Source organism: Streptomyces rubrogriseus, from assembly GCF_027947575.1.
Lineage (GTDB): Bacteria > Actinomycetota > Actinomycetes > Streptomycetales > Streptomycetaceae > Streptomyces > Streptomyces rubrogriseus.
Map to the genome: position 1 here is coordinate 3790657 of NZ_CP116256.1, position 14478 is coordinate 3805134.

Consider the following 14478-nt stretch of genomic DNA (forward strand, 5'->3'; position numbering starts at 1 on the left):
CGCCGGTGATCACGCGGCGGGCACCTCGTCCACGAACCCGGTACCGGCGGCGCGGTACCCGGCGACCTTGGCCGCGACCTCGGCCGGGGTGAGCACCTGGTCCTTGACGTGCAGGACGTAGTCGACCTGCTGGTCGTAGGAGCGCGGCGTCGTCGACGTCTGGCCGTTCAGGTCGATCAGCCACTGGTTGAAGTTGATCGACATCGGCCGCTCCGGCAGGTACTGCGCGTCATGCGTGCCGAACGGCTGCCCGTCCACGTAGTAGGTGATGGCGCCGGCGTCGATCGTCACCACCAGGTCGTGCCAGCCGGCGTAGCTGCTGCGCTGCTCGGAGTGCTGGTTGACGGCCTGCCAGGGATCGGGGTCGTAGGTCTCCCAGGAGGTCGTGTAGAGGATGTTCGACGGTTCGCCCCACCCTCCGTTCGGCAGGTACTCGAAGTCGTACTCGGCGTAGTCGTCGGCCATCGGCGCCTTGAGGTCGTTGATGGTGAAGAAGGTCTGCACCAGATGGTCCCCGTCGGGCCCGGACCTCGGCGTGTCGGCGAACTTGACCCGCGCCGCGTACGTGCCGTCCTTGAACTTCGTCGACTTGGTCAGGACCTCGGTCTGGGTGGTGGACGCGCCGGTGCCGGCCGTGGACGTCTCCAGGTTCATCACCGAGTTGCCTCCGGCGGAGACGAAGGTGACCTTCGACGGGTCCCACGTGGCGCCGGGGACGCCGGGTCCGCCCGAGTTGGAGCGCACGCTCCAGCCGTGGGCCGCGATCGCGGGATCCGTGTGCGAGCTGTAGTCGAAGTCGTCGAACAGGGTCTGGCCGCCGCCGGGCGGATCCGTCGGGTCGGTCGGATCGGTCGGGTCCGTGGGGTCGTTCCCCTCGGGAGCCGTTCCCCAGACGGTGGCGCCGGCCAGTTGGGCGGTGACCTTGTCCCAGGTCGCGTACGAGGTCTGGCCGCCGCCGAAGGAGTAGTCGTCGCTCTGCCGCAGCGGCTGCCAGTTGCCCTGGTAGAAGCGCAGTTGCAGGTCGCCGGTGTCAGCGCCGGGCGCCAGGGTGCCCGCCGCCGAGGTGAAGCCGATCTCCAGGTACCGATCGGCCGTCGCCGTCGGGTTGCCCAGGGTGCCGAACGTGCCGGTGACCGCGGCGCAGCCGCGCACCGCCCAGGAGCACGCGAAGCGGTAGGAGGCGTTCGGGGAGTCCGCCTTGAAGTAGTAGCGGATCCTCACCTGGCTCAGCCGCACGGTGGACGAGCCGGTGTTGCGGACCTTGAACCAGGGTTCCGTCTGGTCCGCGGTGGCTCCGCTCGCGCTGGTGCGGTACTGGACGGTGAGACCGTCGGCGGCCGGATCGGCCGGATCGGCCGGATCGGCCGGAGCGGCCGGAGCGGCCGGAGCGGCCGGAGCGGCCTGGGCGGGGAGGGCGGTCAGGGCACCGCCGCCCAGCAGAACGGACAGGGCGAGCGCCAGGCGGGCGCGGCCGGCGGTGGGTCGGTTTCTCATGCGGGATCCTTTCGGCGCGACTCCCGCCCGAGCGGGAGCGTCGACGGGTGGTGCGGGACGTGGGGGAACGACATGGGGGGACCCGGCGGCGGGGCGGCGTGCGGGACGTCCAGGGCGTCCAGCCGGGCCCGGTGTCCGGCCAGCCGGGCCGTGAAGTCCCGCCAGCCCGACGTGCCGTCCCAGACCCGCTCGGCGAGCGCGCACAGCCGCGGGAAGGTGAGGTACTCGATGTGCTCCGGGGTGCGCACGAACTCCGTCCACAACTGGCCCTGGGCGCCCAGCACCCGGGACGCCGCCTGCGGAGTCGGCGGCGCGAGGTCCACGTCGTGGACGGCGCGCAGGTCGATCACCACCCCGGGCTGCGCGGGCGGTTCCCCGGGACCGGCGCCGCGCGGGTAGTCGAAGTAGGTCGCGCGGTGGTCGGCGTGCACGACCTGGTGCCCGCGCAGTGCCGCCGCCCGGGCGTGCGCCGGATCGCGCCAGCTCATCACCGTGCAGTCGAGGGGCAGGGCGACGCCGCTCTCGGCCCAGACGACCGGCCTGCGGCCCGCGCGCACCAGGTGCTCGGACAGCCGGGCGATGAACCAGGGGTGCAGCGCTCGGGGCCCGGCCAGCCCCTCACGGGCAGCACGGGCCCGCGCCGCCGGGCTCAGCTCCCACTCCGTGGTGGGGACCTCGTCCCCGCCGATGTGCACGTACGGCGAGGGGAAGACGTCCATCACCTCGTCCAGGACGGTGCGGAAGAAGTCCAGGACGTGGCCGCCGGTGCCCAGGACGTTCTCGCACACGCCCCAGTGCGTCCACACGTCCAGTCGGCGGGTGGGGTCGGTGCCCAGCTCGGGGTAAGCGGCCAGGGCGGCGCGGACGTGCCCCGGTACACCGGTCTCCGGCAGTACGCTCACGCCGCGCTCCGCGGCGTACGCGACCAGGCCCCGCAGTTCCGCACGGGTGTAGGAACCGCCGTGCGGCACGCCGTCGAACCGGTCGCTGCCCGCGGGGCCCACCATCGACTCCGCACGCCGGCCGCCGACCTCGGTCAGCCGGGGGTGGGCCGCCACCGGCATCCGCCAGCCCTGGTCGTCGGTGAGGTGGAGGTGGAAGACGTTCAGCTTGTGCAGCGCCAGCAGGTCGACGTAGCGCCGCAGATAGGACACCGGCTGGAAGTGCCGGGCCACGTCGAGCATGGAGCCGCGCCAGGCATGGCGGGGTACGTCGGTGATCTCGACGGCCGGCAGCTCCCACGGCACCCCGCGCACCGGCCCGCCGGACAGGGCCTCGTAGGGCAGGAGCTGCCGCACCGTCTGCACCCCGCGCAGCAGTCCGGCCGGGCGGGCGGCCCGCAGCAGGACGCCCTGGGGGCTCACGGTCAGGCCGTACCCCTCGTCGCCGAGGCCGGCCAGGGCGGGGTCGAGGGCGATGACGAAGGCCCCGTCGGCGGCGGACTCCAGGGGCAGTCCGGTGGCCGGGGCGAGGAGGGTGCGCAGCAGGACCGCGGCGGGACCGGCCCCGGGGGCGACCCGCAGCCGGGTCGTGTCGTCGAGCCGGAATCGGCCGGAACGGGTGGAGAGGCGGCGGGGGCGGGGGACTAGGGCCAGTTCGGGGCGTGGCAGGTCCACGGGGCGGCTCCGGTGGTCGGCGGTGCGCGACGGGGCGGGGGAGGCGGAAGGGGGTGCGGAGGAGAGGACGGAAGGAGGGGCAGGGCGGGCGGTCCCGGTCAGCCCTTGACGCCTCCCGAGGCCAGCCCGGCCGTCACGTGCCGTTGCAGGGCGAGGAAGATGACCAGCGCGGGGAGCGCGAAGAGCGTGGCGGCCGCCATGGTGGCCCCCCAGTCGGTGCCGAAGGTCGACTGGAACGAGGAGAGCCACACCGGGAGCGTGCGGCTGTCCTGCTGCTTGATGATGAGGAAGTTGGCGTAGGTGAACTCGTTCCAGGCGGTGATGAAGCCGAACAGCGAGGTGGCCATGAGCCCGGGCGCCAGCAGCGGGAACGCCACCCTGCGGAACGCCCCGGCCCGGGTGCAGCCGTCGACCTGGGCCGCCTCCTCCAGCTCCGGCGGGATGCCCGCGATGAAGCCGCGCAGCACGACCACCGTGAACGGCAGCGTGATCATGAAGTAGATCAGCGTCAGCGTCGGCAGCCGGTCGAGCATCCCGGTGTCGCGGGAGATGATGTAGATCGGGATGATCAGTGACTCCCACGGCGCCATCTGGGCGACGAACACCGCCAGCATGAACTGCCGGCGCCCGCGCCAGCGCATGCGGGCCACGGCGTAGGCGGCGCCCAGGGCGACCAGCAGGGCCAGCAGGACGGCGCTCAGGGTGACCAGGAGGCTGTTGCGCCAGAACAGCGCGAAGCCGTCGGCGCCGACCGCCTTCCGGAAGTGCTCCAACGTCCAGGCGCCGGGCACCAGCCGGGGATCGTAGGACTGGATGTCCGTCGACGGCTTGAACGCGGTCGTGACCATCCAGTACACCGGGAACAGGCAGACCAGCACGGTGAGCGCGGCGGCGGCGTTCAGCGGGAGGCGGCGCAGGGCGCGGCGCACCCGGGGGCGGGGACGCGGGGTGCTCACGGCTGCTCGCCCTCCTGACGGAACAGTTGGCGGAAGTAGAAAACCAGGACGCCGCTCATCAGCAGGACCGTGAGCATCGAGGCGGCGGAGCCCAGGTCGTAGCGCTGCCCGGCCAGCGCGGTCTGCACGGCGTACACCGGCAGGATGGTGGTGGCCTCGCCCGGTCCGCCGCGGGTCATCACCCAGATCTGCACGAACGCCTTGAACGTCCAGATCACTTCGAGGGACAGCACCAGCATGAAGATCGGCCGGATCAGCGGGAAGGTGACCGACCGGAAGACGCGGCCGGCCCCCGCGCCGTCCATGCGGGCCGACTCGTACAGTTCGGCCGGCACCGTGACCAGCGCCGAGTAGAGGGTGATCGCGGCGAACGGCACGGACTGCCAGACGATCAGCACCACCACGATGCCGAACGCGGCCCCGCCGTGCGCGAACCAGGGATAGCCCTCGTACGACTCGAACCCGAGGCCGGTGAGGGTCTCGTTGACGATGCCGAATTCGGAGTGGAACAGCCACTGGAAGACGGTGGTGGCGGCGACCACCGGCACCGCCCAGACCAGGACCAGGGAGCTGAGCACCACGGTCCTGGCCGCCCGGCCCAGCCGCTCGGTCATCAGCGCGACCAGGATGGAGAGCACCATGATCGCGAAGACGTCGACCGCCATGAACACGAAGGTCCGGCGCACCACCTCCCAGAACTCCGGGTCGCCCAGCAGCGTCCGGTAGTTGCGCAGCCCGACGAAGTCGGCGTCCCCCAGGATGAGCTGACGCAGCCGGAAGTCCTGGAAGGAGATGAGCACGGCCCGGGCCAGCGGATAGAGCAGCAGGTACAGCATGCCCAGCACGGCGGGCGCGACCAGCAGGTACGGCCAGAGGGCCCCCCGGCCCGCCGCGCCGGGCGGCACGCTCCGCTCACGGACGGTCGACACGTGGCCTCCTGGTCTCGTGGTCGTGGGGTCGGGGACGGCAGGGGGTCAGGAGTCGCCGCCCAGCGTCTCGGTGATGGTCCGGGAGGCCTCGGCCGCGGCGGACTCGGCGTCCTCGCCGGTGAGCACGGCCGTCATGTACTCCTTGATCGGGTTCTTGGCCTCGACCGCCGCCCACTGGGGCGTGTTGGGCGTGGCGTGTCCGTTCACGGCGCCGGCCGCCATGGCCGCGGTGCCCGGGTCGTCGGCGACCGCGCCCGCCAGGGTGGTCTTGTTCGGTACGTAGCTCATGGCGACGGCGAGCTTCTTCTGCCAGGCGTCACCGGTCAGTTCGCGGATGAGGGTGAACGCCTCCTCCTGGTGCGCCGCGACAGCTGGGACGACCAGGTCGGAGCCGCCGGTGAAGACGGCGCCCGGACCGTCGGCGGTCTTGCCGGGCACCGGGAAGAAGCCGAGCTTTCCCTTGAGTTCCGGGTTCTTCTCCTCGATGACCTTGGCCCCGCCCGGAACGGCGATGATCTGGGCGACCTGCCCCTTCGCCATCACCTCCGCCTGCGGCGGCTGGGCCTCGTCCGAGTCCTTGGGGCCCTTGCCCAGGGCCTGGAGGCGCCGGTAGAAGTCCATGGCCCGCAGCGCCCCGGGGCTGTCGAGGCCGCCCTTCCAGCCGCCGCCGGACTTCACGGCCAGGTCGCCGCCCTCGTCCCAGACGAAACCGGACAGCACGTACCAGTTCTGCCCCGGCAGGTAGATGCCCTGGGTCCCGCCCGTGTTCAGCTTGCGGGTGGCGGCGATCCACTGGTCCCTGGTCCTGATCCGCGAGGGATCTATCCCGGCCTTCTCGAACAGGTCGGTGCGGTGGATGACCACCCGGTTGGCCGCGTAGTACGGGATGCCGTACTGCTTGCCCTCGTACGACCCGGGCTCCGCGAGCCCCTCCAGCCAGTCGCCGCCGCCCAGTTCCGCGACGCGGTCCGAGAAGTCGGTGAGGCCGCCGCTCTGGGCGTACTGGGCGACCTGGGTGTTGCCGACCTCGATGACGTCCGGGGCGTCGTTGCTGGCCAGGGCGGCGGTCACCTTCTCGCCTATGCCCTCCCACTCCTGGATCTGGATCTTCACGTCGATCTCGGGGTGGGCCTTCTCGAAGCCCGTCTCGAACTCCTTCTGGAACCCGGCCGAGACGCTGTCGCGCATGAGCCACACGTCGAGGGCGGTCCTGCCGTCCCCGGCGCCGTCGGAGGAGCCGCCGGACGAGGAGCAGGCGGCGAGCCCGGCGCCGAGCGCCAGCGTGGAGAGCAGGGCGAGCGAACGGTACTTCACGGTTCACCTCTGGGAGAGCTGGAAGGGACGACGCACCCGCACTTGACCAGTAAGGGGCGCAGGACTTACCAGTCGGCGTTGGTCGAAGGTGGCATGGACCAATGAGGGCGTCAACCCCTCACGTATGTACGGGATTTCGGCCCGTCGTTCGCGGAGAGTGGCTGGTTCGCGTCCTAGGTGGACAGGTAAGCTCGGCTGACCAGCAGACCAGTCACGGGAGTACTGCATGGAGATCGACGCCGCCGCTTCCGGTGCGGTGCTCAAGCGGGAGCGCGTCCGCGACGCCATCCTGGAACTCATCGAGGACCGGCGCCCCGGGGACGCGATTCCCTCGGAGCGCACCCTCTGCGCCGAACTCGGCGTTTCCCGCCCCACGTTGCGGGCGGCGGTCGACGAACTGGTGGTCGCCGGACTGCTGGTGCGCGAGCACGGCCGGGGCATGTTCGTCGCCGCCGAGAAGATCACCCAGGAACTGGTCTCCGACCGCCGGTCCCTCAGTCTCCCGCAGGCCGCCGGCGCCTGGACCAGCAGGCTCCTGGAGGTCCGCACCCTGCCCGCGGGCGCCCGGGTGGGGCGCAAGCTGCGCATGTCGCCGGCGGCGCAGATCCACTACGTGGCACGTCTTCGACTGGTCGACGGCTCGCCCATGGCCATCGAGTACCTGCACGTACCGGCCGACCTCGTCTCGGACCTGACCAGTGAGGAACTGGAGCAGGGCGACCTGTACGAGCACCTGGGCGAGCGACACGACGTCCGGGTCAGCGAGGCCGTGCAGTCCATCGAACCCACCGTGGTCACCCGCGCCGAGGCCGACCTGCTAGACGTGCCCGAGCTCTCCCCGGCGCTGCTCTTCGAGCGCCTGACCACCGACACCCGGGGCCGCCCCGTGGAGTACGTGCACTCCCTCTACCGGGGCGACCGCTACCGGATCGTCTCCCGGCTCACCCTGGGCCCCCGCGACCAGGCGCCACCCCCGGGCGAAGGCCACCACCCGGGCATCCCGCCCGGGGACTTCGCCACCAAGGATCCCGTCCCGCTCTCCACGCGCGGGGTCGTGCAGGACGGCATGTAGCGGCACCTCAGGTGCACGGAACGGCGTGAGACTGCGCGGAAATGCTCGGAACGGCTTTGTATCGAGCATGTATTGACATGTCACGGCTGACGTCGCAGAGTCATGCCCCGAAAGTGTTCGACAGCCCGACGTTGCCCGACCGCGCCCCGCCCGTGATGCGAACCGCCACGAGGAGTGTTGCCGTCATGTCCGAAACGCCCGCTGTCTCACGCCGACTGCTCCTGGGCTCCGCCGCCGCCACCGGCGCCCTCGCCACCGGTATCGGGGCCGCCGCCCCAACCGCGGCGGCGGCCGAGCAGACGCCCCGCCGCAGGCCCGGCCAGAAGTCGATGATCGGCGTGCCCTTCGCCGCCCACAGAACCGTCCGCGTCGCGGTCATCGGCCTCGGCAACCGGGGCGGCGGCATGATCACCGGCTGGGCGGCCGTGCCCGGCTGCACCGTGACCGCCGTCTGCGACATCCGCGCCGACCGGGCCGAGCGCGCCGCCGACCGACTGGAGAGCAAGGGCAACCCGCGCCCCGCCGAGTACGGCGGGGCGCGCGACTCCTACGCCCGCATGCTCCGCCGCGACGACATCGACCTCGTGTACGTCGCCACGCCCTGGGAGTTCCACTACGAGCACGGCCGGGCCGCGCTGCTCAGCGGCCGGCACGCCGTGGTGGAACTGCCCATCGCGACGGAGCTGCGCCAGCTGTGGGACCTCGTCGATACCTCCGAACGCACCCGCAGGCACCTGCTCCTGTCGGAGAACTGCAACTACGGGCGCAACGAACTGGCCATGCTGAAGGCGGCGCACGACGGCCTGTTCGGAGACCTCACCAACGGCCACGGCGGCTACCTGCACGACCTGCGCGAACTCCTCTTCTCGGACACCTACTACACCGACTCCTGGCGGCGGCTGTGGCACACCCGCAGCACCGCCTCCTTCTACCCGATGCACGGTCTCGCCCCGATCGCGGCGGCCATGGACGTCAACCGCGGCGACCGCATGACCACCCTGCGCGCCACCACGACGGCCCCGAAGGGGCTGGCCGACTACCGGGCCCGCTTCGTCCCCCGGGACCACCCGTCCTGGAAGGAGACCTACATCAACGGCGACCTGGTCACCTGCCTGATCGAGACGGCGCAGGGCAGGACCGTCCGGGCGGAGCACGACGTGAGTTCGCCCCGGCCCTACAGCCGGATCAACACCCTCGCGGGCAGCCGCGGCATCGTCGAGGACTACGCCGGTCCCGCCCCGACCGGCGCCCGCATCTACGTCGAACCCGACCACGGCGGCCACACCTGGCGCGACTTCGAGATTTACCGCAAGGAGTACGACCACTGGCTGTGGCGGAAGGTGGGCGACGACGCCGCGAACAACGGCGGCCACGGCGGCATGGACTACGTCCTGCAGTGGCGCACGGTCCAGCTGATGCGCGCGGGACTGGTACCGGACATCGACGTGTACGACTCGGCCGCCTGGTGCTCGCCCGTCCCGCTCAGCGTCACGTCGCTGGCCCGGGGCGGCCGCCCCGTCGAGATACCCGACTTCACCCGGGGTGCCTGGCGTGGGCGCAGGCCGGGTCTGGACTCGGCGCCCACCGACATGCCGCCGGTCGGCTGAGCACGGCCGTGCCGGACCCACCGGCCCCCGCTACCGCATCAGGACCTCCCGCGGGCCCATGACGACCACCGGTTCCTTGTCCGGGTCCAGGGCGGTCAGCAACGCGCGCATGTGTTCCTCGCTCAGGGACACGCAGGCGTTGGTCGGCCCGTCGTGGTCCACGTGGATCCAGACCCCGCCCCCCTTGTCCTCGCCCAGGGGGCGGGTCTTGTCCAGCGGGGTGGTGCCGGGCACCCGGTTGTAGTCGATGGCGACCACGTAGTCGAACGACCCCTCCAGGGGCTCGCCCAGGTACCCGGTGCCCGACACGGAGAACTCCGGGTCCTCGTCGTAGGGGAGCAGGGTGCCCGGGTCGGGCAGTCTGCCGCCGGCGTCACTGAGGCCGAAGACGCCGATGGGCGTGTGCAGGTCGCCCGCCTCGTGGTCGTCGGTCCAGCCGCGCAGGCCGTTGTGCGCGGGCCAGGGACCGGCGACCGCGCGCCAGCCCTCGGCCGGGTACTGCTCGTAGAGCACCACCCGCGCCTGAGAGGAGCTCTCGGTCTCGCCGGTGACCACGAGGGCCTGCCGGGTGCCGTCCGGGAGCCGGTCCCGCATGACCGGGCCGACCCCGGGCAGCGGGCGGGGGAAGGAGCGTGGGGGAGCCGGGCGCGGGGCGGTGGAACTCCCGGGTGCGTGCGCCTCCTGGGAAGAGGCGCCCGCGTGCTCCCGGGCGCAGCCGGTGGCCAGCACGCCGGTGCACATGACAGCGCCGATCACCAGGGCCAGCGCTTTCCTGACGGTCATATCGATCTCCGACTCCGTGTGTGGACTCTTCATAGCTAGACCACTTCCGGAACCGGGTTGTGCGGTCGCCTCGCCGTCTCCCCCGGATGGCGCAGCGGGGACCCGCACGGCGGTGGCCGAGGACTCGGGTCGGCAACAAGGTTCCCGCTCACACCCCTTACTCACTGGTGAGGCTCGGACATGCCGTGTAGCGTCAGCAGCAGATGTCGTGGTTCGCCCAGACCGCCCGCCCAGGAGTGCGGGCGGTTTGCTGTGCAATGCCGGAGGACCAGGACGACCACCTCCGGGTTCGCGCGGTGCGAATCCGATAACGGCTGAAAGGCAAAAGGCATGGCCAGCGGAACTGTCAAGTGGTTCAACTCTGAAAAGGGCTTCGGCTTCATCGCGCAGGACGGCGGCGGCCCCGACGTCTTCGCGCACTACTCCAACATCAACGCTCAGGGCTACCGCGAGCTGCAGGAAGGCCAGGCCGTGACCTTCGACATCACCCAGGGCCAGAAGGGCCCGCAGGCGGAGAACATCACCCCCGCCTGATCGGGAGATCGCCGAGCAGGGCGGGGCCGCGGGAACACTCGTTTCCCGGGGCCCCGCCCTGTGGCATGTCGTCCCGCCGGACGAGGACCCTCAGGGGAAGCGGCGGAAGAAGTCGAGCAGGGCGGCCGTCAGCTCGGCGGGCGCGTCCTCCTGGACCAGGTGCCCCGCATGGGCGATCGGCTCCCATCGGGAACCGGGGACGAGACCGGCCAGTTCGCGTCCCTTGGCCACGGGGATCCAGGCGTCGTCCTCACCCCAGCAGATCAGCGTCGGGACGTCGATGCCGGCGTACCGGTCCTGGATCTCGTCCGTGTACCGCTGGTCCGCCTGGGCGATCTGCCGGTAGAAGGCCGGCTGCCCCGTTTCGCCCAGCCAGGGCTCGACCAGCCGGTCCAGGACCGCCGGGTGCAGCCCAGGACCGCCGGTGGAACCGACGTACTCGCGCACCAGCGCCCGGTGCAGCGCTTCGGGCAGTTGCTCGAAGACCTCGGCGTGGTCGCGGACCAGCCGGAAGAACGGCGACCCCCAGGGCGCCAGCGCGACCGGGTCGACCAGGGCGAGCGCCCCGTACCGGGCACCGTGCAGCAGATGCGCCCGCAGGGCGACGGCACCCCCGAAGTCGTGGGCGGCCACCAGGGGCTCCTCGAGCCCCCAGTGCTCCAGCAACTCCGCGAAGACCCGGCCCTGCGCGGCCAGCGACACGTCCTGCCCGGCGCTCTGCTCCGACAGTCCGTAGCCGGGCATGTCCCAGACGAACACCTGGTGGTCGCGCCCCAGCGAGCGGGCCACCGCACGCCAGACGTACGACGAGAAGGGCGTGCCGTGCAGCAGGACCAGGGGGCGCCCGTCCGGGGCGCCCAGCCGGTTCCAGCGGACGGTGCCCGAACCGCCGGTGAACGATTCGGGCAACGGCCATGCGGACATGGTGCGGGTTCCTCTCGCTTCGGCGCGGGTCAGGAGGTCACGGCTTGCGGGCGAGTCCGCCGTGCTCGCCGATCAGCCCGGGGTCTTCGGCGTCCGGGTCCGGGCGCCACCGGGTCACCGGGACCACGCCGGGCTCCACCAGCTCCAGCCCGTCGAAGAACGCCGTGATCTGGTCGACGGTGCGCAGGATGTACGGCGCGGCACCGCTCTCGTTGTAGCCGTCCTGGGCCCGGTCGAACTCCGGGTCGATGCCGCGCGAGCCGTCGTTGATCGAGAGGTAGCTGCCGGACGGCAGGGCGTCGACGAGCCGGGCGGCGACGGAACGTGCCTGGTCGTAGTCGGGGATGTGCCCCAGGATGTTGCTGAGGATCAGCGCGATGGGCCGGTCGAAGTCCAGCGTCCGGGCGGCCGCCTCGAGGACGGTGTCGGGGTCGAGCACGTCGGAGTCGATGTACGCGGTCGCACCCTCGGGCGTGGAGTACAGCAGCGCGCGGGCGTGGGCGAGGACCATCGGGTCGTTGTCGACGTAGACGATCCGGCTCTCGGGCGCGATGCGCTGGGCGACCTCGTGGGTGTTGTCCGCGGTCGGCAGACCGGTGCCGATGTCGAGGAACTGCCGGATGCCCGCCTCGGCGACCAGGTGGGTGATGTTGCGGCGCAGGAAGGCGCGGCTGCTGCGGGCGACGGTGACGATGCCGGGGAAGACGGCGGTGTACGCGTCGCCGGCCTGCTCGTCGACCGGGTAGTTGTCCTTCCCGCCCAGCCAGTAGTTCCAGATCCGGGCCGAGTGCGGCACGGACGTGTCGATCTTCTGCTGCGCGGTGTGGCCGGGAGTCGTCGAGGGGTCGCTCATGGGTGCGGTCCGTCTTTCAGCCGAGGCGTGGGTGCTTGCCCACAACCTACGTCGCAACGGCCCCTTTCTGTACACCGGTTAACCGACGGGCCCGGATGCGACCGGGCCCGTCGGGACGGTGCCGGTCCTCAGACGCGCGGCGCCCCCGTCACCGACATCACCAGTGAGTACAGGGACGTGGTGGCCGTGATGAACAGGCGGTTGTTCTTGGGGCCGCCGAAGGCGATGTTGGAGACGGGCTCGGGCACGCGCAGACGGCCGATGAGGGTGCCGTCGGGGTCGTAGCAGTGGACACCGTCGTGCAGCGCGGCGGCCCACAGGCGGCCCTCGTCGTCGAAGCGGATGTTGTCGAAGTGCACGTCCCCCCGGCCCTCGGCGAAGACCTTCCCGTCGGACAGCGTGCCGTCCTCCCGGATGTCGAACGCGTGGATCCGGGCGGCCCGCGAGTCGGAGACGAACAGCCGCCGCTCGTCGGGGGAGAGGATCACGCCGTTGGGTCCGTCGAAACCGTCGGCGGCGAGCCGCACCTGCCCGGACACCGGGTCGATCCGGTACACGTGGCACGCGCCGATCTCGGACTCGGCGCGATGGCCCTCGTAGTCGCTGGTGATGCCGAAGTCCGGGTCGGAGAACCAGATGGTGCCGTCGGAGCGGACGACGGAGTCGTTCGGACTGTTGAGCCGCCTGCCGTCGAAGCGCTCGGCCAGGACGGTCACCGTCCCGTCGGGTTCGGTACGGGTGACGCGCCGGTTGCCCTGCTCGCAGGTGACCAGGCGGCCCTGCCGGTCGAGGGTGTTGCCGTTGCTGTGGCCCGCGGGAGTGCGGAAGACGCCGACCGAACCGGTGGCCTCGTCCCAGCGCAGGATGCGGTCGTTGGGGATGTCGCTCCAGACCAGCTGACGCCAGGCGGGGAGGTACAGCGGGCCCTCGGCCCAGCGGCAGCCGTCGTACAGGACCTCCAGCCTGTTGTCTCCGTTCGCACAGCGTCCGGTGCGGAAGCGGTCGTCCAGGATCTCGTACGGGCCGTCGGTGGACATGGTGTCCTCTCAGCGCGGTGATCAGTACCTCGTTCAACGTAGCACGCACATCACCGAACGAGATATGGTCCACGAATGAAGTCAGTGGATGAGATCGACCGGAGACTGATCGCGCTGCTCCAGCAGGACGCGACCCGGCCGTACGCCGAACTGGGCCGGGAGGTGGGTCTGTCGGCGGGCGCCGCCCACGAGCGCGTCCGCAAGCTGCGCGAACGGCGCGTCATCCGGTCGACCACGGTCGACGTCGACCCCGAGGCGCTCGACCGCGGTGTCCTCGCCTTCGTGCTGGTCGACTCGACGGCGTGGATGGGCGACCGGGCCGAGGACTTCGCTGCCGTGCCGGAGATCCAGGAGGCGCACGTCATCGCGGGCAGCGCGGCCGTCCTCGTGAAGGTGCGCACGGCCACCACCGAGCGGCTCCAGGACGTGCTGCGCCGCCTCTACGCGATCGACGGGGTGAGCGGGACCCAGGCGACGGTGGTCCTGGAGACCTTCTTCGAACGGCCGTTGGACGCCGGCTAGCGACGTGCCGGGTGGCACACAGGTCGCCTACTGCGCACTGGCGGCCGGGCGCACCACGATCTCGTTCACGTCCACCTCCGCGGGCCGGGAGACGGCGAAGGCGATGGCGTCGGCGATCGCGGACGCCGGAACGGCCACCGAGCGATAGGTCCTCATGTCCTCGCGCGCACGCGGGTCGGAGATGGAGTCGGCCAGCTCCGACTCGGTGACGCCCGGGGAGACCACACTGACCCGGATGTCCCCGGCCGACTCCTGGCGCAGCCCCTCGGACAGGGCGCGCACGGCGAACTTGGTCGCACAGTAGACGGCGGCGGTCGGCACCACCTCGTACGCGCCGACCGACGCGATGTTCACCACGTGCCCGCCGCCCTGCGCCCGCATGACCGGCAGGGCGGCCGCGATGCCGTGCAGCACCCCGCGGACGTTCACGTCGAGCATCCGGTCCCACTCGGCCACCTTCAGTTCCGAGAGCGGCGAGAGCGGCATCACGCCCGCGTTGTTGACGATGACGTCCAGCCGTCCCCAGCGCTCGACCGCGGCCGACACGAACGCCCGCACGTCGGCGGCGTCGGTGACGTCGAGCTGCCGGAAGCCCGCGGTGCCGCCGTCCTCGGCGATCCGCGCGGCCAGCTTCTCCAGGCGCTCGGTGCGGCGCGCGCCCAGGAACACCCGGTGGCCGTCGGCGGCCAGGCGCAGGGCCGTCGCCTCGCCGATCCCGCTGCTCGCGCCGGTCACCAGGACGACCTTGGAGGTCTGCGTCATGACGATGTCCTTCCGATGGATGGTCCCGCATCTGCTGCGCCGAGTCTGTACGGGACATCGGGGACGGACCAGGAC

Annotated in this window: 14 protein-coding genes; 4 read left to right on the forward strand and 10 right to left on the reverse strand. The window is 71.5% G+C overall.

From position 1 onward, the window contains the following. Positions 1 to 9: 9 nt before the first annotated feature. The 5 genes from Sru02f_RS17380 to Sru02f_RS17400 all read right to left on the reverse strand — a co-directional run bounded on the left by Sru02f_RS17380 (position 10) and on the right by Sru02f_RS17400 (position 6309). The gene (locus tag Sru02f_RS17380; protein WP_109030925.1) at positions 10 to 1494 is read right to left on the reverse strand and encodes a cellulose binding domain-containing protein; all 1485 of its coding nucleotides are present in this window, start codon (positions 1492 to 1494) and stop codon (positions 10 to 12) included. Then, positions 1491 to 3110 (reverse strand): beta-N-acetylhexosaminidase, encoded by a 1620-nt coding sequence (locus tag Sru02f_RS17385; RefSeq protein ID WP_109030926.1) that lies wholly within the window; start codon positions 3108 to 3110, stop codon positions 1491 to 1493. Before Sru02f_RS17385 ends, Sru02f_RS17380 begins: the two co-directional genes overlap by 4 nt. 98 nt (positions 3111 to 3208) lie before the next feature. Next, positions 3209 to 4066, reverse strand: a complete 858-nt coding sequence (locus Sru02f_RS17390; RefSeq protein WP_109030927.1) for a carbohydrate ABC transporter permease — start codon at positions 4064 to 4066, stop codon at positions 3209 to 3211. Further along, positions 4063 to 4995, reverse strand: coding sequence for a carbohydrate ABC transporter permease (locus tag Sru02f_RS17395; protein WP_167469396.1), 933 nt, complete (start codon positions 4993 to 4995; stop codon positions 4063 to 4065). Before Sru02f_RS17395 ends, Sru02f_RS17390 begins: the two co-directional genes overlap by 4 nt. Before the next feature lie 45 nt (positions 4996 to 5040). Next, entirely contained in the window at positions 5041 to 6309 is a 1269-nt protein-coding gene (locus tag Sru02f_RS17400; protein WP_109030928.1) for an extracellular solute-binding protein, read from the reverse strand. 226 nt (positions 6310 to 6535) lie between these two features. On the opposite strand from Sru02f_RS17400, the gene Sru02f_RS17405 reads away from it, so the two are divergent. Beyond that, complete coding sequence (locus Sru02f_RS17405) at positions 6536 to 7381, forward strand: GntR family transcriptional regulator (protein WP_109030929.1); 846 nt, start codon at positions 6536 to 6538, stop codon at positions 7379 to 7381. A 185-nt stretch (positions 7382 to 7566) separates the two neighbouring features. Then, a complete protein-coding gene (locus Sru02f_RS17410) occupies positions 7567 to 8988 on the forward strand; it encodes a Gfo/Idh/MocA family protein (protein ID WP_109030930.1) in 1422 nt (473 codons plus the stop codon). A 30-nt stretch (positions 8989 to 9018) separates the two neighbouring features. Here Sru02f_RS17410 and Sru02f_RS17415 read toward each other — a convergent pair whose 3' ends face one another. Beyond that, entirely contained in the window at positions 9019 to 9771 is a 753-nt protein-coding gene (locus tag Sru02f_RS17415) for a hypothetical protein (protein WP_109030931.1), read from the reverse strand. Between the two features lie 330 nt (positions 9772 to 10101). Between Sru02f_RS17415 and Sru02f_RS17420 the strand changes: the two genes are divergently transcribed. Further along, the gene (locus Sru02f_RS17420) at positions 10102 to 10305 is read left to right on the forward strand and encodes a cold-shock protein (RefSeq protein WP_003978336.1); all 204 of its coding nucleotides are present in this window, start codon (positions 10102 to 10104) and stop codon (positions 10303 to 10305) included. A 90-nt stretch (positions 10306 to 10395) separates the two neighbouring features. Here Sru02f_RS17420 and Sru02f_RS17425 read toward each other — a convergent pair whose 3' ends face one another. From Sru02f_RS17425 to Sru02f_RS17435, 3 genes are all read right to left on the reverse strand, one after another. Further along, positions 10396 to 11229 carry an alpha/beta fold hydrolase gene (locus Sru02f_RS17425; RefSeq protein WP_109030932.1) on the reverse strand — a complete coding sequence of 278 codons (834 nt, stop codon included), beginning with the start codon at positions 11227 to 11229 and terminating at the stop codon, positions 10396 to 10398. A 37-nt stretch (positions 11230 to 11266) separates the two neighbouring features. Next, entirely contained in the window at positions 11267 to 12082 is an 816-nt protein-coding gene (locus tag Sru02f_RS17430) for an SAM-dependent methyltransferase (protein WP_109030933.1), read from the reverse strand. A 128-nt stretch (positions 12083 to 12210) separates the two neighbouring features. Continuing rightward, positions 12211 to 13119 carry an SMP-30/gluconolactonase/LRE family protein gene (locus tag Sru02f_RS17435; RefSeq protein WP_109030934.1) on the reverse strand — a complete coding sequence of 303 codons (909 nt, stop codon included), beginning with the start codon at positions 13117 to 13119 and terminating at the stop codon, positions 12211 to 12213. An 84-nt stretch (positions 13120 to 13203) separates the two neighbouring features. Between Sru02f_RS17435 and Sru02f_RS17440 the strand changes: the two genes are divergently transcribed. Beyond that, positions 13204 to 13641, forward strand: coding sequence for an Lrp/AsnC family transcriptional regulator (locus tag Sru02f_RS17440; RefSeq protein ID WP_109030935.1), 438 nt, complete (start codon positions 13204 to 13206; stop codon positions 13639 to 13641). A 27-nt stretch (positions 13642 to 13668) separates the two neighbouring features. Here Sru02f_RS17440 and Sru02f_RS17445 read toward each other — a convergent pair whose 3' ends face one another. Then, positions 13669 to 14403, reverse strand: coding sequence for an SDR family oxidoreductase (locus tag Sru02f_RS17445; protein ID WP_109030936.1), 735 nt, complete (start codon positions 14401 to 14403; stop codon positions 13669 to 13671). Positions 14404 to 14478: the final 75 nt, after the last annotated feature.